The following is a 21,134-nucleotide window of genomic DNA, read 5'->3' as shown; positions in this document are numbered from 1 at the left end:
TTGCAGCCAATCAAAAAGCTCCCTTTCGCTAGATGCGAAAAGGAGCTTTTGAAATTTATAATTTAAAAGTGCCGGTGCTATACGCCAGTAATTCATCTTGCTCGCTGACCACACGCCCCGTCAATATCGCTGTACTGTTCGTCTGATGCAGCAATTCAGCGTGGAAAATGGCCGTTCCTTCTGCCAAGCTTTTGATGAAGCGAACTTCCATTTGAATCGTCGAAACCGCGTCGCTTCCGAGCGACCGTGAGGCAAGGCCCATCACGATATCGATTCCCGACATGATTGCGCCACCGTGCAGCATATTTTGCATATTGTCATTTTCGGGTTTTTTCTCCAAGCGCATGGACGCCTTGCCATACTCCACTCGGTCGATTTCAAAACCGAGCAACTGGAAATAAGGGCCGTTCTCGAACTGCTCGATCAATTGCGTATATTCCTGTACGTTTTGCACGCGATCTCCCCCAGTTGATTATTCTTCCATTAGTATAGCATTCCTTTTTGAGGCAATTGAATGGGCAGGATTTTCACAAAAAGCAACGAATACTTAAGGACTACCTAAAAGGAGGTTTTTGGATGACACACAATTTCGATGTACTTCCCGGCGCAGAGCCGTTCATTTCCGAAGGCGGGAAAACGGGAATCCTCGTCTCACACGGCTTTACCGGCACGACTCAAAGCATGCGCCCGCTTGCCGAGGCTTTCGCGAACGAAGGATATAGCGTCTATGCCCCACGCCTTAAAGGGCATGGCACGCATTATGAAGATATGGAAACAAGCACGTATCAAGATTGGATCGCTTCTGTCGAAGAGGCATACGCTTGGCTGTCGGAGCGCTGCGATCAGATTTTCGTGGCAGGCTTGTCGATGGGCGGTACGCTCGCGCTTTATATGGCGGAAAACCATCCGGAGATCCGCGCCATTTCCTTGATCAACGCCGCCGTTGAAGTCCCGGACATGGAAGGCGTCAAGGAGTTGCAGGATGTGCGCTTTTTGGACGCCATTGGTTCCGATATCAAAAAAACGGGAATCACTGAGCTTGCCTACGACAAAACACCGGTCGCTTCGGTCAAGGAGATTCTGTCCTTCATGGATTTGGTGCGAAAAAACCTGTCGGCCATCCATTGCCCGACGCTGCTGTTCGTCTCACCGGAAGACCATGTCGTTCCGCCGGCTAATTCAACATTCATTTTTGATCATATTTCATCTGAGGAAAAAGACCTTATCGAAATGCCGGATAGCTACCATGTGGCGACGCTTGATCACGACCAGCAACGGATCATCGACGGTACGCTCGCCTTTTTCCGCAAATACGAATAAACTCTGCTTTATTTATATAGCAAAGGACGAAAGGCTCTCGCGCCTTCCGTCCTTTTGTTATTTTTTCACTTTTGACACGAGCAATCCATCGCCGACCGGCAGCAGCATCGACTCCAATTGCGGATGCCTTGCAGCCGTTTCGTTGAACTTCTTCATGAACTCGGTGTGCTGACGCTCTTCACCCGCATGTGCCACACTTCCTCCTGCCAGGACATTATCGGCGACGATCAGTGCCTCATTTTCTGCAAGTTCCAAGCAAGCGGCTAAATAGTTTTCGTAATTCTCCTTATCTGCATCGATGAAAAAGAAATCGAATGTCCGCCCCTGGCCTTTCAGTTGCGCTAAGCTCTCCAAGGCAGGTCCAGTCAGATAGTTGACTTGCCCATCGAACCCCGCCTTTATCAACTGGGTGTTTGCCAATTCTGCATAGTCCTGCTCCAATTCCAGCGAAGTCAAATGACCTTTGGAGCCAAAGCCCCGCGCTAGGCAAATGCCGCTATAGCCGCCGAGCGCGCCAATTTCCAATACCCGTTCCGATGCCGTCATCGCTACAAGCATCGTAAGCAGTTTTCCGGACGCCGGCGATACGGAAATTGGTCGCATTCCGTTTGCGTTGATGGCGGCAAGCACGCCTTCCAGCACTTCATCTTGCTCGACAAACACTTTATTGATATACGAATTGATTTTTTCCATGTTCTGACCTCCCTATAGTTGAGAAAAAGCCCCGGGGATGCCGGAGCTTTGATACTTAGAATGCAGATTCGATAGCGTTGACCATTTCGCTGACAGACTGCAGCCCGCCGCCGGATAGGTACCAATAATCCGGATCCAAGTAAATGATCTTATCGTTTTGATAAGCGTTCGTTTTCTGGACCAATTCATTTTCCAATGAATCTTTCGCGCTTGCGTCATTGCCGACTGCTGCATTGCGGTCGACGACGAACATCATGTCAGGGTTCGTATCGAGGATGTATTCATACGTAATGCTTTGGCCGTGCGTGGAAGCTTCGATGCCTTCGTCCGCTTGTTTGACGCCGAACACGTCATGGATGATGCCGAAACGTGAAGCTGCACCGTATGCACTGACTTTCCCTTCATTGGCCAGGACGATCAAGCCTTTTTCATCAGAAGTCGCTGTTTTCGCTTTGATGCCTTCGATTTGTTCGTTAATGGCTGCAAGCTCTTCTTCAACTTCCGCTTCTTTGCCGAAAATTTCCCCGACCGTTTCCATATTCGTTGTGAACGAGTTCATATAATCCGTTGTGTCTACGCCCAAGTGAATAGTCGGTGCGATGTCGCTGAACTCGTTATACATTTCCGCTTGGCGGCCGGAAATGATGATCAAGTCCGGGTCCATGGCGTGGATCGCTTCAAAATCCGCTTCTTTCAAGGTGCCGATATTTTCGTATTTCTCAGTGTCCTCGTATTGCTCCAAATATGTAGGAATATTCCCTTGTGCAACGCCTGCCACAGACTCCACGCCCAATTGATCGAGTGTATCGAGAATCCCGAAATCGAACACGACGACTTTCTCAGGGTTTTTCGGAACTTCCGTCTCGCCTAGTTCGTGTTTCACTGTCATTGTTTCCGCTTCCGTAGTTTGTGCTTCTGCCGTTTGGCTGTCTGTCGCTTCTTCCTCTGCCCCGCAAGCTGCGAGAACTGCAAACATCATTAATACCAAAATTGCCGTTATCCATTTCTTCATTTTTCTGTCTCCTCTTCTATTGAGATTATGGGATGATGGACATCCGCACTGCATTATGTAATCTTTCTTCGATGACTCTTGAGAAACCGCTCCTTTCATTGACCAGATGATACTGATAATCATTATCACTTAACACATTTATTAGTATAGCAGAATAAAAACCACTTTCAAGAAATAAATGAGAATTATTTTCATTTATTATTTTAGTAAGTGAAAAAATCAAAGCGCACTTCCTTTGTATGGTTCACCAACGTAAAAAAAGACCCGGTACGGACTGCCTCTAGGCCGCTAGTTGTTCCTAACGGTTCCAGTGCAGCCCATAATGGGTCTTTTTCTCACTCAGTATTTTTGAATGTCTCTTGCAGAATGTAATAGGATTCTTTCAGGCGTTCCTGTGTTTGCGGCAACCCCCATGGCTCCCATGAATAAAGCTTGCTGCTGTCCAGTCCCATCGATTCAAGTTCTTTTCCTTCCGGATTCTCAAGAACCGCTGCAGCTTTTATGCCTTCCACTGTCATGCTCGCCGCTATGCCGCCTTTTTGCAAATCGCCGGTGAATTCTTTTTTCGCCGGGTCTTTCGCATTCAACAGCATCCACGGAATCCGAATTTCCAAAATCCCGTCTTCTTCTGAATAATAATAATCATTCAATGAATCGTATTGATCGTCTTCAGGGTCTGCTATGCCAAAGCGCAGCTTCCCTGTCTCATAATACTCGAAAGGATAGACTTCCCCTGTATCCGGGCGCGTGAATTCCTTGTTCAACGCCAGGCGCATCGGATGGAAATTGTTTTCGATGTCCGGCTCTTTTGGAATCATCTCCAGCCGCTCGTGGTAATCGTAATAGAAAGTGTCGTAATCGCCGGCCACTTTAAGCGCCGCTTTTCCCCCATCGATGGAAAGCTCGAAATCAGCAAGGAAGTTCTCTGCTACTTGAATTCCTTGATCATCCCGCACACTGAAGTACAGGCGCAAGCGGTCTTCATTCCACCACTCCTCTTGTGGGTCGAACTCCGCTTTGATGTACACATAGCGCTCATCGGAATCCATCGACAGTGAGCGCAAGGCTCCTTGCTCTTTTTCATACAGCAGCGACCCGTCCTGCCAATCGTCTTCGCCGTCGACTTTCACTTTATGGCGGTCAAAGCTCAGCAAGCCAAATTGCTGCTCGTTCGTTTGGGCATTGGACCAGAACGGGCGCTCATCGGGATTGTCATAGTCCATCGTATTCCACGTGCGCTTGAACCATTCATCCTGCCAGGTGAACACCAAACCGCCAAGCATTCCTTCTTCTAGGATGTCTTCATACAAATGGCTGACGATTTCCCCTTGCTCACTTTCGGAAATAAAGCCCTGGTTCCAACCGAATGGATTTTTGTGGGTCATGCCCCTCGAAGCCGGCACACCGAATTCCGCGATCAGCAATGGCATATCATGCGATTCATTCAAATCACGCAAATACCCCGCATAATTATTGCGTTCGCCGCGGTGATCGATAAATTCCGTGTATTTCTCTTCTAAGTTCAGGAAATCCGGATAGTATGGATAGACATGATAGGAAGCAAACATGCCTACTTCGGCCAATTCACCGGTCGTACGGATATGGTTTGGATCGACTGTTGCCAAGTCTTCTTGTTCACTCGGCTCTGCCGGTTGGTCGATATTATCGGTCGTTACCCAATTGGTGAAGCTGAGCGGTCGCATGCTGTCATAAGTTTTGTATTCATAGGCAGCTAAAACGTCCAGCTGCTCTGCAATCCAGTACTCCATCGGATTGGCATCTTCGGTTTCGATATATGTGCCCGAAAACTCGCCAAGATCCGGATATTTACGGTTCATCTCGTCGACTGTAAACGGGTACCATTCAATACCAATCATCCAGCCGATGACGTAATCGGAAATGTCTGCCGTGTAAGTTCCGGAAGCATGCCCCGGCTCTTCATCAACTTTGGCATCGCCGTGAACGGCATCCGCAACTTTTTTCATCTCTTGCTGGAAGCGTTCCGTAATTTCAGGCGTGAACGCATCCAAGGTTTCCTCTAGCGGCCCTTCATCAATCCATACACCGTGGTAGACATAGAGCGGCGTTTCGGCTGTTTCATTGTACTTGGCCAACGCTTCATAAAAAGCAGGCGGGTGAAGCGTATAAACACGGATAGCGTTGGCGTTCATGTCGCCAATCGCCTCGAACCAGCGGTCATATTCCTCGCGGGTGATCGCTGCTTCGCCAGGGAAAGTTCCGGGTTTTGCCATGCCCATATTGACGCCTTTAACGGTGAATTCCTTCCACTCGCCATCTTCGAACACTTCAAACTGTTCGCCGTTCACGCGTGATGGATAGGAAATCCCGTCTTTTTCAGCAGACGACGATACCTGCGACGGCGTTTCTTGCTCTTTTGCCGAATTGCCCGCAAGAATCGATTCCATCATCGGCACATACGTTTTCCAATAAAAACTATCATTGCCGCCAAATGACATCCAATCCCTCATTTTTGCGAGTCCGCCGTATTGATAGAAAGCCGGCACGTCCTCAACATCGACAAAGTCACCAGCAAAATAATAGACCCCCGCATCATTTACAGTCGTGTGCATGACGGCCGGGAAATTCTCAGGAATCCCCCGTTCGGAAAGCGCCGCTTGGCCTTGTTCGCCGAGAGACCATTCGTATTCGGCAAGCACTTCGGTCTGTCCTTGCACTTCATTGATATCAAACCAATAATCGAACGTCGGACTTTCCTGAAGGTCAAAAGCCGCTTGCCCAGGCTCCGTGAATTTTACGTGCAGCCCAGCACTTTCGATATCTCCACGCTCTTCAGACAGGACGACAATCTCGCCACTAGCGTCTTCGACGAGCACAAATCCTCCGCCCGTGAACTGCCAGTCTTCGGCGTCTTGTTCATAGTTCTGGATGATCCAATCCGGCACCTCGGCCCCTGCTGCTAAGTCAGGGAAATAGCGGCCGCTCCAGCCACTCCACTTAATGCCAAGAAACTCTTCCATATCTGCGCTGACGTCAGCATCTGTCGGGGAAGCAAATGTATTAAATTCAACGACTAAATCGCTGCCCCCATCCACCACTTGCTGCTTAATCGTCTGCCATTCAGCCATCTCCAAGCCGCCATAGATGAGCTCGGAGCGTTCTCCTTTGGCCTCTTGCCACGGGAGATCGTCTTCGTATACCCCGTATGCATCAGCCAAATAAATCAGGTCGTAGCCTGATCCAAGTTCCTCAACACCACGAATTTCATAATCCTTTCCGGCTTCATCCGGCATAAAACCGAAATAATCCGCGTCCGCGAGGTAGTCCGACTCATCCTCTTTGACATAACGGTTATGGTTCAAGACCCAAGTCAGTCCCTTATGTTCGCGGTAATTTTCCGTTGGGACGGTTTTGTCGACAATCGCCACGTTCAAAGGCTCGCTTCCTTGAAACAGCCAGATAAGAAATGGCGATAGCAATAGCAGCAACACGATCGCTGCACCAATGATTGTTTTTTTCATAATGAATACCTCTTTTCCAATAAAACCTATTTACGGTTATTATATAGTATAAAAATTTTGTTTAAATAGAAAATATTTCTAAAAAGTGAACGCTTTACATCTTTTTTCTATTATTTGATTGCGCTGATGTGTCCGGACGCAAAAAAAAAGCCCGTCCTTTTTGTAAGGACGGGCTTCTATAAAATTCCATCAATGGGTGGGCAGTTTTGCGTTCGAGCTTTTGAAGATTGCCAATTGATCGACCAGTTTCTGGCTTCCGGCATCTAAGCCCGTTACTTCCACTTCGTTGGCGTTTTCGCGGAACTTCAGCACGACTCTGTCGACGGCGCCGACGCCGGAATCGTCCCAAATATGGGCATCCGTGAAATCGATGACTACTTTCTCGCGTTCGATATCGAAATCGAATTTCTCCAGGAAATCCTCAACCGAAGCGAAGAACAATTGGCCTTCAACGCGGTATTGTGTTGCATCGAGCAAACGTTTTTCCACTTTGATCTTGGAAATCTTCGAGACGAAGAAAATGGCACTCAGTAAGACGCCTGCCAATACACCGATCGATAAATCGTGCGTATAGACGACGATGGCGACCGTCGCAACCATAACAATCGAATCGGTCTTCGGTGCTTTTTTCAAGTAAGTGAACGAAGCCCAATCGAATGTCCCGATTGATACCATGATCATGATGCCGACAAGCACCGGCATCGGGATCTGCACAACGACATTGCCGAGAACGATGATCAAAAACATTAGGAACGTACCAGCAACAAGCGCCGACAAGCGGCCACGGCCGCCCGATTTGACATTGATGACCGATTGCCCGATCATCGCACAGCCAGCCATTCCGCCGAAGAAACCCGTGACGAAGTTGGCGATTCCTTGCCCTCTGGCTTCTTTGTTCTTGTCGCTTGTTGTATCGGTCATATCATCGACGATATTGGCTGTCAGCAGCGATTCAAGCAAGCCGACAATCGCTAACGCAAGCGAATATGGGAAAATGATCGACAAAGTTTCCAAATTGAACGGAACATCCGGCAATAGGAAGCTTGGAAGCGTCTGGCTGATTGTACCCAGGTCACCCACAGTGCGCAGTTCAAATCCAGAATAGATGGCCACGACCGTCAAAACGACCAGCGCAATGAGCGGGGCCGGAATGGCTTTGAAAAAGCGGGGGACGATATAGATGATGGCCAGTGTAATTGCCACAAATACATAAGTCATCGTGTTGATGCCGATGAAATGCGGCACTTGTGCCATGAAGATCAAGATGGCTAGCGCGTTGACGAAGCCAATCATGACGGCGCGCGGGATGAATTTCATCACTTTCGCGACTTTGAAGACGCCGAACAGGAGCTGGATAACGCCTGTCAAAATCGTGGCAGCAAGTAAGTATTCCAGCCCGTGGTCACGGACAAGCGGCACCATCAATAGCGCCATCGCGCCGGTCGCGGCCGAAATCATGCCGGGACGGCCGCCGACGAAAGCGATGATGACCGCTATACTGAAGGAAGCATACAAGCCGACCATCGGATCGACCCCTGCAATGATGGAGAAGGCAATGGCTTCTGGGATGAGCGCAATGGCGACGAGAATCCCTGACAATATATCACCGCGGATATTCCCGAACCATTGGGTTTTAAGACTTTGTTTCACGTGTTCGTGCTCCTCTATTCTTTATTTAAAAGTTTCTTCATATACTGGAAACCTTATTTTTTCACAATGAAAATAGTTTAGCACCGACGCTCCATTAATGGAACCTTTTTGGGCCCATTTTTACAAAAAAATTAATATGTTATAATATATTCACTTTGTACAGCGAGGAGTTTTTTACGTGCGAATCGGTTACGCAAGAGCCATTGAAGAAGATTTAGATTGTCAAAAGCAGCGTGCCCTGTTTAAAGAATTCGGCTGCGATGTGATCCATATAGAATCCCATAGTTCCCCGAAACAGCGGACCGAGCTGGATCGCATGTTGGACGCTGTAGCCCTGGGAGACCGCATCATCGTGATGAAACTCCATGTCCTGGCGGATTCAACCCGCCAATTGGTGGACCTGGTTGAAGCGCTCGAAGAAAAAAGCGCGTTCCTTCATGCCGTTAAAGAAAATATCGATACCGCAAAAGGCACGTCGTTTTCATTTTTGGAAATCGCAAAATCGATCGCCGAATTCCAGAGCGATGCCATCAGCGCAAAAACCAAAGCGGGCCTATCGGAAGCCAAGCAAAAAGGCATGCACGCGGGGCGCCCGCGCAAGCCGGATGCCAATGTTAAAAAAGCGATTGAGATGTATAAAAGCAAATCCTATAGCTTGGCCGAGATCAAAGAACAGACCGGCATCAGCAAATCCACTTTGTATCGTTATTTGGAGAATTAAAAAAAGAGCGCCGAGGCGCTCTTTTTTATAGGCTGTCGAGAAACCTCAGCAGCTTTTTTTGCGTTTCGCTCCAGCCGGACGCTTTCCGCGGGCACGGCCTCAGCCGCTTCGTCGCTGCGCTCCTGCAGGGTCTTCGTCTTCCGCTTCACTAGCGTAGAAAAATTATTTATTCAACGCTCTGCCAAGGTGAATATAAATGCTTTCTATTTTCCGGTTTTCAATTCTTCTTTCACGGGCGGTTTTGCCAGGATGGAAGCGACGATCGCTAAGGCCGGGATGATGAGCAGGAAGCTTAATGCTTCATCGTAGCCGCCAAGGAAATCGTAGAACAAGCCGAACGGCAAGGGCCCTAAGGCAGAGCCGATGACCATGATCGCCATGGCGATGCCGCTGATGCTGCCGATATACTGGCGGCCGTAATAATTGGGCCAGACAATGCTCAACGTGACCCGCTCAATTCCTGACACGACTCCCCATACGACGCCAAACAGGATCGCTAATGACAGAACGGTCGCTTGCTGGAGCAGCAAAATGAAAACAATCTCCCCAGCAAACAAAGCCACCAGCATCCAGCGCACTTCGATTTTATCCAGCAAATAGCCGGCTAAAAACGTTACCGGAAATCCGACGACCGCCATCAAGCTGAGTACCGTCGCCGCGGCTTCAGGCGTCAGCGATTGCTGTGAAAAAATCGATACTAAATGGAACGTGATTCCCGTGTTCACCAAGGCTGGCGTGGCGACACAAAACAGCAGCAGCCAAAAGGCGCGGGTTTTCTGCGCTTCTTTCACGGTCCAGCTAATATCTGCCGACAAACTCTTCTCTGCGGTCTCCCCTTCAGGAATCACTTCCCCATCAGGACGCAAGCCGATATCTTCCGGCTTGTTGCGAATCAGCAAAAAGGCGAGCGGCGTGAAAATGACCAGCACAGACGCGCCGAGCAGCATCCACGCAATGCGCCAATCGAAGGTTTCGATCAGCCATACGTTGAGCAATGGAAAGACGGCAGAGCCGACCATCGCCCCGAGTGCTGCGAGGCTGAGCGCGCGCCCTCTTTTGGCAATAAACCATTGGGGCACGAGCGACTTCGGCGTGAGTGACATCGAGCCTTGCCCGAGTAGGCGAATCAAAAAGAAGCCGACGAACAGCATGAAAGTGTTGGCGATCAATCCATTAAACAAACAGGCGAGCCCCAGCAAGCTCGAGATGATGACCGCCATCTTGCGCGCTCCCTGGCTATCGAACAGCCTGCCGACCATAAAGATCAGGAAACCAGCGAGCAAAGTGGCCGCAGAATAGATTCCTGACACCGTCGAGCGGCTCCATCCGAACTCCTCTATGTAGTAATCGATAAAAATGGCATTGGAAAAGGTCTGGCCGGGTCCCGAAAAGAAATACGACAACGCCGAAATCGCGACGATGACCCACCCATAATAAAATGGCGTATGTATTGGCGCGGTATGTTTCACTGTGTTCTCCTCTCTTGCTTGTTACAGCAAAAAGGGCTCCACTGGGGAGCCCTTTTTTATTTTACGATCAGTACCGGGCAATTCGCACGCTTGACCACTTTATGGCTGACGCTGCCAAGCACCATTTCCTGCAAGGAATTCAATCCGCGGCTGCCGATCACGAGCATGTCGAACGCTTCTTTATTGGCAAAATCGACAATCGTAGGCCCCGGCGTACCATGAAGGATCTCCACGCGGTATTTGATGTGCTCCGACGCGATCGCTTCTTCAACAGGCTGCAATTTCTTGCGGCGCTGGAAATCCAGCTCCGCGGAACTGCCGCTGTGAAGTACTTCGTTTTTCGCGTTATCGTGATCCGCCACAAAAACAATCGTGATCTGTGATTCATCAGATCCTTTTGCTATTTTTACGGCTTCTTTAGCTGCACGTAGTGAATGGTCGGAACCATCCACAGCGAGTAGGATTTTCTTGTACACTTCTCAACACTCCCCTTTAATGAATTGGTCATGTGGCGTGCTCGCTCTTGAAGATGGCCAACTGGTCGACCAGTTTCTCACTCCCGGCATCCAAGCCGATAACAGTCACTTGGTTGGCATTTTCACGAAACTTCAAGACGACACGGTCTACGGTCCCTACCCCGGAATCATCCCAGATATGGGCTTCTGTGAAATCAATGACTATATCTTTATCTTCCACGCTAAAATCGAATTTGTCCAGAAAATCATCGACAGATGCGAAGAATAATTGCCCCTGCACTTGATAATGCGTCGCTTCGAGCAGTTTCTTTTGCACTTTGATTTTAGAAATTTTAGCGACAAAGAAAATCGCGCTCAAGATTACTCCTGCAATAACACCTTGCGATAAATCGTGTGTGTATACCACAATCGACACTGTCGCCACCATGACGATGGAATCGGTGATCGGCGCTTTTTTCAAATAAGTGAAGGAACTCCAATCAAACGTGCCGATAGATACCATGATCATGATGCCCACCAGTACCGGCATCGGAATCTGGACGACCATCTCACCGAGCACGATGATCAAAAACATCAGAAAAACCCCAGCGAGTAACGAAGACAGTCTTGTCCGCCCACCTGATTTCACATTGATGATTGCTTGCCCGATCATCGCGCAGCCCGCCATGCCGCCGAAAAATCCTGTGACGAAATTGGCGATGCCTTGTCCGCGCGACTCTTTGTTTTTGTCACTCGATGTACCGGTCATGTCATCGACAATATTTGCCGTCAAAAGCGATTCGAGCAAACCGACAATCGCCAGCGCCAGTGAGAACGGCAAGACGATCAGGAATGTTTCGAAACTGAACGGCACGCTTGGAATAAGGAAAGCAGGGAGAGATTGGGTAATCGTCCCAAGGTCTCCAACTGTCCGCAATTCAAAGCCGCCGTATATCGCAGCTGCCGTCAACAGCACCAAAGCAATCAACGGTGCAGGCACTGCTTTGAAAAAACGCGGGACGATGTAAACAATCGCCAAGGTCACCGCCACGAAAATATAGGTCATGGTATTGATTCCGAGAAAATGAGGAACTTGCGCCATAAAGATCAGGATCGCCAAGGCATTGACGAAGCCGATCATCACAGCCCGCGGAATGAATTTCATCACTTTGGCTACTTTGAAGACGCCAAAGAGAATTTGGATGACCCCCGTTAAAACCGTTGCTGCGAATAGATACTCAACTCCATAATCCCGCACAAGCGGCACCATAAGCAGCGCCATCGCGCCAGTCGCACCCGAAATCATAGCGGGGCGGCCGCCGACAAAAGCGATGATCACCGCAATCAGAAAGGAAGCGTATAACCCGACCATCGGGTCAACTCCCGCAATGATCGAAAACGCAATAGCTTCAGGAATGAGCGCTAAAGCCACAACCAAGCCCGCGAGCACATCTCCTTTTACATTTGAAAACCAGTCTTTTTTAATTTTTTCCAGCATAGCTTACTCCTTTATATTTTATTTCCGAACACGTGAATTTGAGTGATTCCCATCACTTTCATAACGAGACCCAGTTTAACACCTGCTGTCCCATAATGTAACCTTTATGGGAAAAAACATTTTTTTATGTTATCATGAAAGAAATCTTCCAGGTTGGGAATCAGCTGGGGGAAATAAAAATCCGCATGCCAGCAAATGAATGATTGATATGCTGTAAGGAGTCCATCTATATTGACTAAAAACCATAATCCATACTACCTGCTTGCCATTGCGATTGTCGCCACATGGCTGAAAACGTATGCCGTCTATCAAATTGGCTTTTCCATCACGATCGATAATGCGATGCAGGAATTCATCTTATTCCTAAGCCCGCTGAGTTTCCTGCTGTTTGTCTACGGCGCTTCTTTATTCATCAAAAAAACGAAGCTGCGCCATGCATATTTGCTCGCTTTTGCCGCTATCAGTTCCATTGTGCTCTATGCGAACGTCGCATTTTACCGATTTTTCACAGATTTCATCACCTTGCCGGTCCTTTTCCAAACGAATAATTTTGGCGATCTCGGATCCAGCGCAGCGGCGAGCATCTACTTCAGCGACATCCTTTATTTCGCTGATGTCATCGTCATCTTCTTGGCCATTCAGTTTCTTCCGGTTAAGGCAGTTCAAGCAAAAGTTCCTGCCCGGCGAAAATCGTATTTCGTGTTGTCAGCAGCTGTCCTGTTCTTGAATTTGGGGCTTGCTGAAGCGGAAAGGCCACAGCTATTGACAAGAAGTTTTGACCGTGAAATGCTCGTGAAAAACCTCGGCGTCTATAATTACCATCTCTACGATGTCTATATTCAATCGAAATCCCAAGCCCAGCGCGCTTTTGCCGACAGCTCGGAACTCACTGAAGTGAACAGCCATGTCCGTACCCAACAAGTTGAACCTTCGGAAGACATGAACGGCATCGCCGAAGGAAAAAACTTGATCGTCGTGACCTTGGAATCGTTGCAGAGTTTCACCATCAATGAACAGATGAATGGCGAAACGATCACACCATTTTTGAATAGCTTGACGGAAGATGAAGATACGATTTACTTCCCAAACTTCTATCACCAAACCGGGCTCGGCAAGACCGCTGACTCGGAGTTCCTGTTGGAAAATTCCTTGTACCCGCTTGGCGGCAGCGCAGCCTTTTTCACGCATGCCGGAAACACTTACCATTCGATGGCCGAAAAACTCGGAGATAACGGCTACTCGACGAATGTCCAGCATGCCAATAACAAAAGCTTCTGGAATCGCGATATGATGTACGAATCCTTGGGAATCGATGAGTTCCTTGATATCCAGAGCTACGAAGTCGGTGAAGGGCAAGCGGTCAATTGGGGCATGAAGGATATCCCTTTCTTCAAGCAATCCGTCCAGCACATGACAGACATGCCACAGCCTTTCTATAGCCGGATGATCACCTTGACCAACCACCATCCGTTCACCTTGGACCCTGAAGATAAACTGATTGAAGAATTCGATTCCAATTCCGGAACCCTCAACCGCTATTTCCAGACGACGCGCTATCTCGATGAAGCGGTGAAGGAATTGTTCCAGGAACTGAAAGACAATGGCTTGTACGAAGACTCGATTATCGTTCTTTACGGCGACCATTACGGCATCTCTGAAAATCATAATGCCGCAATGGCGCAGTATCTAGGGCGTGACATAACCCCTTACGAATCGGCGCAGCTCCAACGCGTGCCGTTCTTTGTCCACATCCCGGGATACGGCGAAGGATACACCGATGAAGAAATTGGCGGACAAATTGATATGCGCCCCACCCTCTTGAATATGCTGGGCGTCGATTCAGCGACTGATGTCCAATTCGGCAGCGACCTGTTTGCGGAAGACCACGAAGAGTTTGTCATCTTCAGGGACGGACGGCTAGTGACCGAAGACTATGTCTATGCTGGAAACACTTGCTATGAAAACGGCACCGGCGAGGTGATCGATCAAGGTTTCTGTGAACCGTATGTTGAAGAAGCCTTCGAAGAGATCGGCTATTCAGACGCTTTAATCAACGGCGACCTGCTGCGTTTCTATAATGAAGAAACAGGCAAGTTACTCGAACCCGAATGACGATACGAACCCACAGCATAAGTCTGTTTGCCGTTTTTACGACAAGCATTGAATAGAAGCATATAAAAAACTGATTTCGCAAGTCGAAATCAGTTTTTTTATGCAGTAAATTGATTCTGAATTAAAAAAACCTGCACACGCTTAGGTATGCAGGATCCTCACAATTATTCACTTTTCGTTTTCTGTTTCGAGCGTTTCAAAGGCGTTTCCTTGTCGCGTACATTCGTGAGCCACGCACGGTCTTGGTCCATCATTTTCTTCGCCGAATAAATCATCAGGAAGGTGATGAAAATGATCGGCAAGCCCATCAAGCCGGAAACCACTTCAAGCGGTGCCAAGCCGCCGATTCTCATGAGCACCAGTGAAATGATGGTAATGATGCCGGCAACCAGGATGCGCAAAATTTTCGGCGGTTCATTTTTGCTCATATCAAGCGTGCTCGTATAGGCAGCAATCGTGTAAGTCGTCGAGTCGAGCGTCGTCGTTAGGAAGATGAGCGCGACGATAATGAAGACGACGATTGCGAGCCCGCCAAACGGCAAGGTTGAAAGAATTTCAGGAATGACAGCCATCCGGTTTTCCTTCACCATATCCAAAATCGGCAATTCTCCCGTTAAGTAACGGTGAACACCAAGCCCGCCGAGAACGCCTGTCGCGATCCAAGACAACAGAGTCGGCGCCAATAGATAGGTCATGATCATCTCGCGGATGGTGCGCCCTCTTGAAATACGGGCCGCAAACACCGAATGCAGCATCGCCCATGTAGCACTATAAGCAAACCAGAATACTGTATTGCTTTGCACGTGCGACGCCGCACCTTGGTAGACCGAGTCTGTGTTGAGTGAAAAACTCAAGTAATTCGTGAACAGCGATGCAACGCTGTCTGAGAAATAATTCAGGATAAAGACACCAGGCCCTGCCAACAGAATAAACACTGTAAAGGCACCAGCTAAATAGATATTGAACGTACTGAGCCGTTTGATGCCTTTCTCCACGCCAAGATAAGCGCTGACGGAAAACAGTGCCACCCAGACAATAGTGACGACGAGCGTCAATCCGAACGTCACGTCAATGTTCATCAAAGCAGAAATATTATATGTGATGATCGGTGCGCCCAAGCCAAGCGTTACGGCAGCCCCTGTCATGATGCTGAGCAAAAACAGGATATCGAGCAAGCGCCCTGCCCAGCCATCCGTCAACTTATCGCCGAAAACCGGTCGAGCCGCTTCGGACATGCGCATCATCGGCTTTTTCTTGACGTGCAGCGTATAAGCCATCGCCGGGGCGATCATGACGAAAATCGCGAATACTTGGAAGCCCCATAAGAACATGCTGTAGGCATTGCCCATTAAAATCGATTCCGGTGAACCGGCGTCCATTCCAGCGGGCGGGTTGTTTGCCACGGATGTCCATTGCAGCATGCCTGTGCGCATGATCGTCGAACCGAGCCCCATGGCGATCAAAATAGATGCATACTCAAATAAAGTCAAGCGCGGCTTTTCTGCCGGATCGCCGAGAACGATATCGCCGTATTTGGAATACGAAAAATACAACGCAGCCCCAACTAATATAATGCCGTACCAGAGATACCCCCAGCTAAATACTTCAACAATTGTCGTAAAAATCCCATTCAGCAATTCCAGTGAACGGCTTTCATAAAGCGCGAGTGGAACGCTGATTGCGATGATAATGATCAAAGCCGGAAGAAAAATCCGGTAATCAATCAAGCCTTTCTTTTTCATCGAATCCCCCTCAATTATTTAATCCCCTTCTTGCCTTCCCGACAGTTTTACGCTGTAATCATAAAAAAAGAAAAAACTACAAAGAAATGTAGTTTTTTCAGGAAAAGGCCTGGGAAATATCGTCATTTCCAACACGCCTACGAGTATAACGAAGCTAGTTTCCATGAGCAAGCAAAGCGATGCTCTCTTTTCAATCGTGGCCGTGCGCCCATGAGATGCGCGGATCGATTTGCCGTGACATCCGGACCATGACGGGTTGGAAACCCATTCGCGGCCAGAAGTAGGAAGCCATTTGGTTCGGCGTATGCCAATCAGCAAAAATATAATCATAGCCCTCTTTCTTCAATTCACTAAAGCAATGGTTCGCCAGTGCACGGCCGATTCCGCGCCCACGCATATCCGGGTTAGTCGAAGCAGCCGGCAGTTCTACGCAATTTTCGGGCGCCACTAAACTGAAAGGGTCTTCCATACGGAAATACACATGGAAGCCGGCAGCTTGTTCGCCTTGGGTAACGAGCCATAGATAAGCTTCTTCATCTTCCGTAAGCGCCACATAGCTTTTCTGAACATTTTCCATCGTTTCCCTTGTAATTGGATGCCAGGATGGGGCGGCTGCCTGATGGATGCTGTTCCACACCGCCATTTTTTTCAGGAGCGGCGCGTCTGCTTTCGTGCCACGGCGGAATTCGAGGTCCGGTAACGCGCCGTTTTTTGGTTCATAATCATCAAGCGACAGGATGGCGTATTTCTGCTCGAAGGCGAATCCTTGATCGAACCATTGCTCGAACACCATTTCATCTCCAAGCGGCGCCATCAGCACATGATGGAAATAACCATGCTTGACCCATTCCGCTCCAGCATCCGCATATAATAAGCGCAACAAGCGCGGATGTTCGTGCTCGCTGATGGCGATCGATTCATAATCCATCCATACATAGCGGCCACGATGGGCTTCTTCCTTGAATTCATAAATCAGGTATCCGATTACATCAATGCCCCGGACAGCGACTACCCCACTCACATAAGGGCGCTCGAGCAATTTGCGGATGACAATCTCCGCCTCATCAATTTCCTCGAACTTATCCGGCAGATACGGGAAAATCTTCCGCTCCCGAGCCTGGCGTTTTGAAAGCAATGCAGACATTTGGCGGATATGCTTTTCTTCAACGCTGATGATCTGGATCACATTCCATCACTCCCCTGTTTGAAGTTTCACTTCGAGCATTGCGTACTGGCCATCATGCACAATGTCCCCGAACTCCACTGGCAGCGGTTCAACAAAAATCGGGCCGTCCACCAATGTGGTATGGAATTCCCCTTCCTCTCCGCAGGCATCGATGCCGAGTGCTTCTAGCTCCTCGATCAGCTCGCGGGTAAAAACGCGCCCGAGAAACTCCTCCCCGACTCGTGCAGTGTCCACCACTGTAATGACAGCTTTGAACTCCTCTTCGATCAGCTCTTCCAATAGCGACCGGCGGGCTTCTTGCCATAATGGGTGCAAGACATCGAGTTCTGCCTTTTCGCTGACTTTTTCAACCCAATCAAGATGGTCCTGCAGGTCAATATCGCCGTACACACCCATTTCGATGCCTTGTTCTTTGAAATGCTGCAGATGGTGGATAAATTCCTTTTCATATCCTGACCAGTCTGCTTGGCCGATCACTAAAGGCAAGCCCATCCGTTCCGCTTGCGCTTCCAAGATCTGCTTTTTCAAACCGTGGGATCTTGAGCGTTCCCCGTCTTCTTCGAACATGGTGAACAACGCGATTGGCACATGTCCTTGCTGGACTGCCCTAAAGAATGCCAAAGCGGAGTCTTTGCCCCCGCTCCATGATGTAATAAATGTTTTTTGCATACTGCACCTCTTTTGTAGTTTCTGATGTTTTACTTTTTCGGTTCCTTATTACCTCTACTTCTATTTCCTGCCCTAAAACTCCTTGTTCCACAAAAAAACAGCCGGGGAACTCCCGGCTGTTTGCATTATTTTCCTACCATATTCTCCGGGCGCACCCATTCGTCGAATTGCTCCGCCGTTAAGTGGCCACTCTTGACTGCTGATTCTTTCAACGTCGTACCTTCGTTATGTGCTTGCTTGGCAATTGCTGCCGCTTTTTCGTAACCGATATGCGGGTTGAGCGAAGTGACGAGCATCAAGGAATTTTTCACGTGGTTTTCGATGACGTCCAAGTTCGCTTCGATACCGATCGCACAGTTATCGTTAAAGGAAACGAGCGAATCCGTCAACAAGCGGACCGATTGCAGGAAGTTGTATGCAATGACCGGTTTGAAGACATTGAGTTCAAAGTTTCCTTGGCTCGCCGCAAATCCGATCGCTGCGTCGTTGCCCATGACCTGGGCTGATACCATCGTCAAGGCTTCGCTTTGCGTCGGGTTAACTTTCCCTGGCATGATCGAGCTGCCCGGCTCATTTGCCGGAATCGTGATTTCGCCGATGCCGCTGCGTGGGCCGCTTGCGAGCCAGCGTACATCGTTGGCAATCTTCATCGCATCTGCCGCAAGAGCTTTCACTGCACCGTGCACATAGACCATTTCATCGTGGCTTGTCAGTGCATGGAATTTGTTTTCCGCTGAAGTGAATTCCGTGCCGACTGCTTCTGCGATGAATTCCGCAACATAGCCGCCGAATTTCGGGTCTGCGTTAATGCCTGTTCCAACTGCTGTTCCGCCGATCGCAAGTTCACGCATATGCTCGACGCTTTCTTTGATCATGCGCTCGCTTTTCTCCAACATGTGGCGCCAGCCGCTGATTTCCTGGCCTAATGTAAGCGGTGTGGCATCCTGCAAGTGCGTGCGGCCGATTTTGATGACGTCGTCGAATTTCTTCGCTTTTTCATCCAAAGTCGCTTTCAACTTCTGGACCGCTGGAATCAATTGCTCCGTTACCGCTAGAACGCCGGCAACGTGCATTGCTGTCGGATATGTATCGTTCGAGCTTTGGGACATATTGACGTCATCGTTCGGGTGAAGTTTTTCATCCGACCCCTGTTCTGCCAAAATTTCGTTTCCGCGGCGCGCCAATACTTCGTTCATGTTCATATTGGACTGCGTGCCGCTTCCTGTCTGCCAAACGACGAGCGGGAAATGGTCGTTCCATTTGCCTTCGATTACTTCGTTGGCAGCCGCTTCGATTGCGCGCATTTTAACGTCGGACATCTTGCCGAGCTTGTGGTTCGCTTTAGCTGTCGCTTTTTTCAATTGAGCAAATGCCATGACCACTTCATGGGGCATACGTTCTGTTCCGATGGCAAAGTTTTGGACGCTGCGCTGAGTTTGCGCGCCCCACATTTTGTCAGCTTCAACTTGAATTTCACCGATCGTGTCTTTTTCTGTACGATACTGCATTCCATTCACTCCAATTCTTAGTCTTTAACTAGCTTCTCTTCTATTAAACACATTCCACCCGAAAAAAGCGACCCTCGCCGCTAAAATTCCCCGGTTTTGCTCGAGAAAAACGCTTCGATTATCGCTTCATCTGAATGCGGGATATGTTCCCCTTTGATGATTTGCGCGCCGTTGATACAGCCGCTCGACAACAAGATGATGTCTTCTGGGCCGCTTTCCTCAAGCGCTTTTTCCACTGCCTGTTTGCGTGTTGGCGCCTTCAGCACTTTTTGCATGTACGGCACACTGAAGCCTTTGATCACTTCCGATACAACCTCATCCGGGTCGTTATAACCCGGATGGTCGACTGTAACGACTAAAACATCTGCTTTTCCTTCAGACGCTTTCGCCATTTTCGGCATCTTGGCGAAATCACGGATGCCGATTCCGGCAATAAGCGCGATTAAACGGCGATGCGGCAATTTACGGGCTTCTTTTAAGACCGCATCGATCGCGACTGGGGTATGGGCGTAATCCAAAATGATGGTCCGCTCTTCAGGTCCCCTGATCACTTGAAAACGCCCTTCCACTTGAGGCATATCCGGCAAGACCGCAATGATTTGGTCGAGTGAATGTCCTGCGTGCAAGGCAGTCGCAATCGCCGCCGTCAAATTCGCGGCATTGTAATCGCCGAATAGCGGGGCTTCGATCATCCGGACGTCGCCTCTATAATTCAATTCAAAACGCATGCCTTGTGCAGATGCGCTGTAATCTCCCCAAATGAGATCGGCGCCGCTCGACGGATTTTGGCTATAGCTCAGTACCGGATAATCCGCCACCGCTAGAATGCCGCCGCTCAAACCAGGGTCATCGAGATTGACGACTGCCGCTTTCGCGCGCTCGAACAATTTCAGTTTAGACTCCCGGTAATGTTCAAAAGTTTTATGGTATTCGAGATGTTCCTCGGATAAATTCGTATGGATCGCGACATCGAAAACGATGCCTTCCACGCGCTGCTGATCCAGTGCAGTAGACGACACTTCCATGGCAACTGCCTGTGTGTCAGCATCAACCAGCATGGAGAAAATCTGGTGGATATCCGAAGCGATTGGCGTAGTCGGCGTGCTTTTTTTGAACGGCACTTTGCCTTCAGCCGTTTCGATGCCTGTCGTGCCAATAAATCCACAAGGTGTTCCCAGCAAATTGAATAAATTACGGACATAGGTAGCCGTTGTGGTCTTGCCGTTCGTGCCTGTCACGCCGATTTTAAACAAATCATGCTGTGGTGAGCTGAAAAAGAAATCTGCAGTGTGCGCAAGTGCATAGCGTACATCCGCCACCAGCACAAAGCTGACAGCCGGATGGCGCTTCGCTTGTTGGGACAGAATTTCCTCGTTGGAGCCGATGATTGCCTGTGCACCATTTTCGATGGCAGGCTCTATGTATAAATGTCCGTCCGTGTTCTCTCCGATGACGCAAAAAAATGCAGAACCATTCCGTGCCGCCGAAGAGTTATAGACAATCGCCTGGATGTCCGCTGACTCTGGCCCGAATGATTTTACTATACGTACCCCGGGGATTTGTGCAAATTGCAACTTCATATCGTAACTCCTCTTGAAG

At 49.0% G+C, this 21,134-nt stretch carries 16 protein-coding genes; 3 read left to right on the top strand and 13 right to left on the bottom strand.

All coding sequences use genetic code 11. The features are described from left to right. Window positions 1–55: 55 nt before the first annotated feature. Entirely contained in the window at window positions 56–454 is a 399-nt protein-coding gene (locus tag G3255_RS02270; RefSeq protein WP_211653108.1) for a PaaI family thioesterase, read from the bottom strand. Between the two features lie 122 nt (window positions 455–576). On the opposite strand from G3255_RS02270, the gene G3255_RS02265 reads away from it, so the two are divergent. Further along, entirely contained in the window at window positions 577–1,320 is a 744-nt protein-coding gene (locus G3255_RS02265) for an alpha/beta hydrolase (RefSeq protein WP_211653107.1), read from the top strand. A 57-nt stretch (window positions 1,321–1,377) separates the two neighbouring features. On the opposite strand, the gene G3255_RS02260 is transcribed toward G3255_RS02265, so the two are convergent. The 4 genes from G3255_RS02260 to G3255_RS02245 form a co-directional block, all read right to left on the bottom strand. Continuing rightward, a complete protein-coding gene (locus G3255_RS02260) occupies window positions 1,378–2,013 on the bottom strand; it encodes an O-methyltransferase (RefSeq protein WP_211653106.1) in 636 nt (211 codons plus the stop codon). A 55-nt stretch (window positions 2,014–2,068) separates the two neighbouring features. Beyond that, window positions 2,069–3,025, bottom strand: a complete 957-nt coding sequence (locus tag G3255_RS02255) for a siderophore ABC transporter substrate-binding protein (protein ID WP_211653105.1) — start codon at window positions 3,023–3,025, stop codon at window positions 2,069–2,071. Window positions 3,026–3,360: 335 nt separating this feature from the next. Then, window positions 3,361–6,525: a hypothetical protein gene (locus tag G3255_RS02250; RefSeq protein WP_211653104.1), complete on the bottom strand. Its 3,165-nt coding sequence runs from the start codon at window positions 6,523–6,525 to the stop codon at window positions 3,361–3,363. A 189-nt stretch (window positions 6,526–6,714) separates the two neighbouring features. Then, entirely contained in the window at window positions 6,715–8,175 is a 1,461-nt protein-coding gene (locus G3255_RS02245) for a SulP family inorganic anion transporter (protein ID WP_211653103.1), read from the bottom strand. Between the two features lie 178 nt (window positions 8,176–8,353). On the opposite strand from G3255_RS02245, the gene G3255_RS02240 reads away from it, so the two are divergent. Then, window positions 8,354–8,896, top strand: a complete 543-nt coding sequence (locus tag G3255_RS02240; RefSeq protein ID WP_211653102.1) for a recombinase family protein — start codon at window positions 8,354–8,356, stop codon at window positions 8,894–8,896. A gap of 203 nt (window positions 8,897–9,099) precedes the next feature. Here the strand turns inward: G3255_RS02240 and G3255_RS02235 are convergent, their stop codons facing one another. Genes G3255_RS02235 through G3255_RS02225 form a run of 3 tightly spaced genes read right to left on the bottom strand, consistent with a single transcriptional unit; the run spans window position 9,100 to window position 12,318 of the window. Beyond that, the gene (locus G3255_RS02235) at window positions 9,100–10,365 is read right to left on the bottom strand and encodes an MFS transporter (RefSeq protein WP_211653101.1); all 1,266 of its coding nucleotides are present in this window, start codon (window positions 10,363–10,365) and stop codon (window positions 9,100–9,102) included. A gap of 56 nt (window positions 10,366–10,421) precedes the next feature. Continuing rightward, window positions 10,422–10,841: a universal stress protein gene (locus tag G3255_RS02230; protein WP_211653100.1), complete on the bottom strand. Its 420-nt coding sequence runs from the start codon at window positions 10,839–10,841 to the stop codon at window positions 10,422–10,424. Window positions 10,842–10,869: 28 nt separating this feature from the next. Next, a complete protein-coding gene (locus G3255_RS02225; protein ID WP_211653099.1) occupies window positions 10,870–12,318 on the bottom strand; it encodes a SulP family inorganic anion transporter in 1,449 nt (482 codons plus the stop codon). Between the two features lie 228 nt (window positions 12,319–12,546). Here G3255_RS02225 and G3255_RS02220 point away from each other — a divergent pair, with 228 nt between their 5' ends. After that, window positions 12,547–14,430 (top strand): LTA synthase family protein, encoded by a 1,884-nt coding sequence (locus G3255_RS02220; protein WP_349291460.1) that lies wholly within the window; start codon window positions 12,547–12,549, stop codon window positions 14,428–14,430. A 164-nt stretch (window positions 14,431–14,594) separates the two neighbouring features. On the opposite strand, the gene G3255_RS02215 is transcribed toward G3255_RS02220, so the two are convergent. From G3255_RS02215 to G3255_RS02195, 5 genes are all read right to left on the bottom strand, one after another. Then, complete coding sequence (locus G3255_RS02215; protein ID WP_211653098.1) at window positions 14,595–16,172, bottom strand: BCCT family transporter; 1,578 nt, start codon at window positions 16,170–16,172, stop codon at window positions 14,595–14,597. Between the two features lie 190 nt (window positions 16,173–16,362). Further along, window positions 16,363–17,358 carry a GNAT family N-acetyltransferase gene (locus G3255_RS02210; protein WP_211653097.1) on the bottom strand — a complete coding sequence of 332 codons (996 nt, stop codon included), beginning with the start codon at window positions 17,356–17,358 and terminating at the stop codon, window positions 16,363–16,365. 6 nt (window positions 17,359–17,364) lie between these two features. Continuing rightward, window positions 17,365–18,027 carry a Dph6-related ATP pyrophosphatase gene (locus G3255_RS02205; RefSeq protein ID WP_211653096.1) on the bottom strand — a complete coding sequence of 221 codons (663 nt, stop codon included), beginning with the start codon at window positions 18,025–18,027 and terminating at the stop codon, window positions 17,365–17,367. A 125-nt stretch (window positions 18,028–18,152) separates the two neighbouring features. Beyond that, the gene (gene fumC, locus G3255_RS02200; protein ID WP_211653095.1) at window positions 18,153–19,535 is read right to left on the bottom strand and encodes a class II fumarate hydratase; all 1,383 of its coding nucleotides are present in this window, start codon (window positions 19,533–19,535) and stop codon (window positions 18,153–18,155) included. 80 nt (window positions 19,536–19,615) lie between these two features. Continuing rightward, a complete protein-coding gene (locus tag G3255_RS02195) occupies window positions 19,616–21,115 on the bottom strand; it encodes a UDP-N-acetylmuramoyl-L-alanyl-D-glutamate--2,6-diaminopimelate ligase (protein ID WP_211653094.1) in 1,500 nt (499 codons plus the stop codon). Window positions 21,116–21,134: the final 19 nt, after the last annotated feature.

The organism is Planococcus sp. MSAK28401 (assembly GCF_018283455.1).
Classification (GTDB): Bacteria; Bacillota; Bacilli; order Bacillales_A; family Planococcaceae; genus Planococcus; species Planococcus alpniumensis.
Note: the sequence above shows the minus strand (reverse complement) of the source record. Positions and strands in the feature narration are given on the sequence as shown.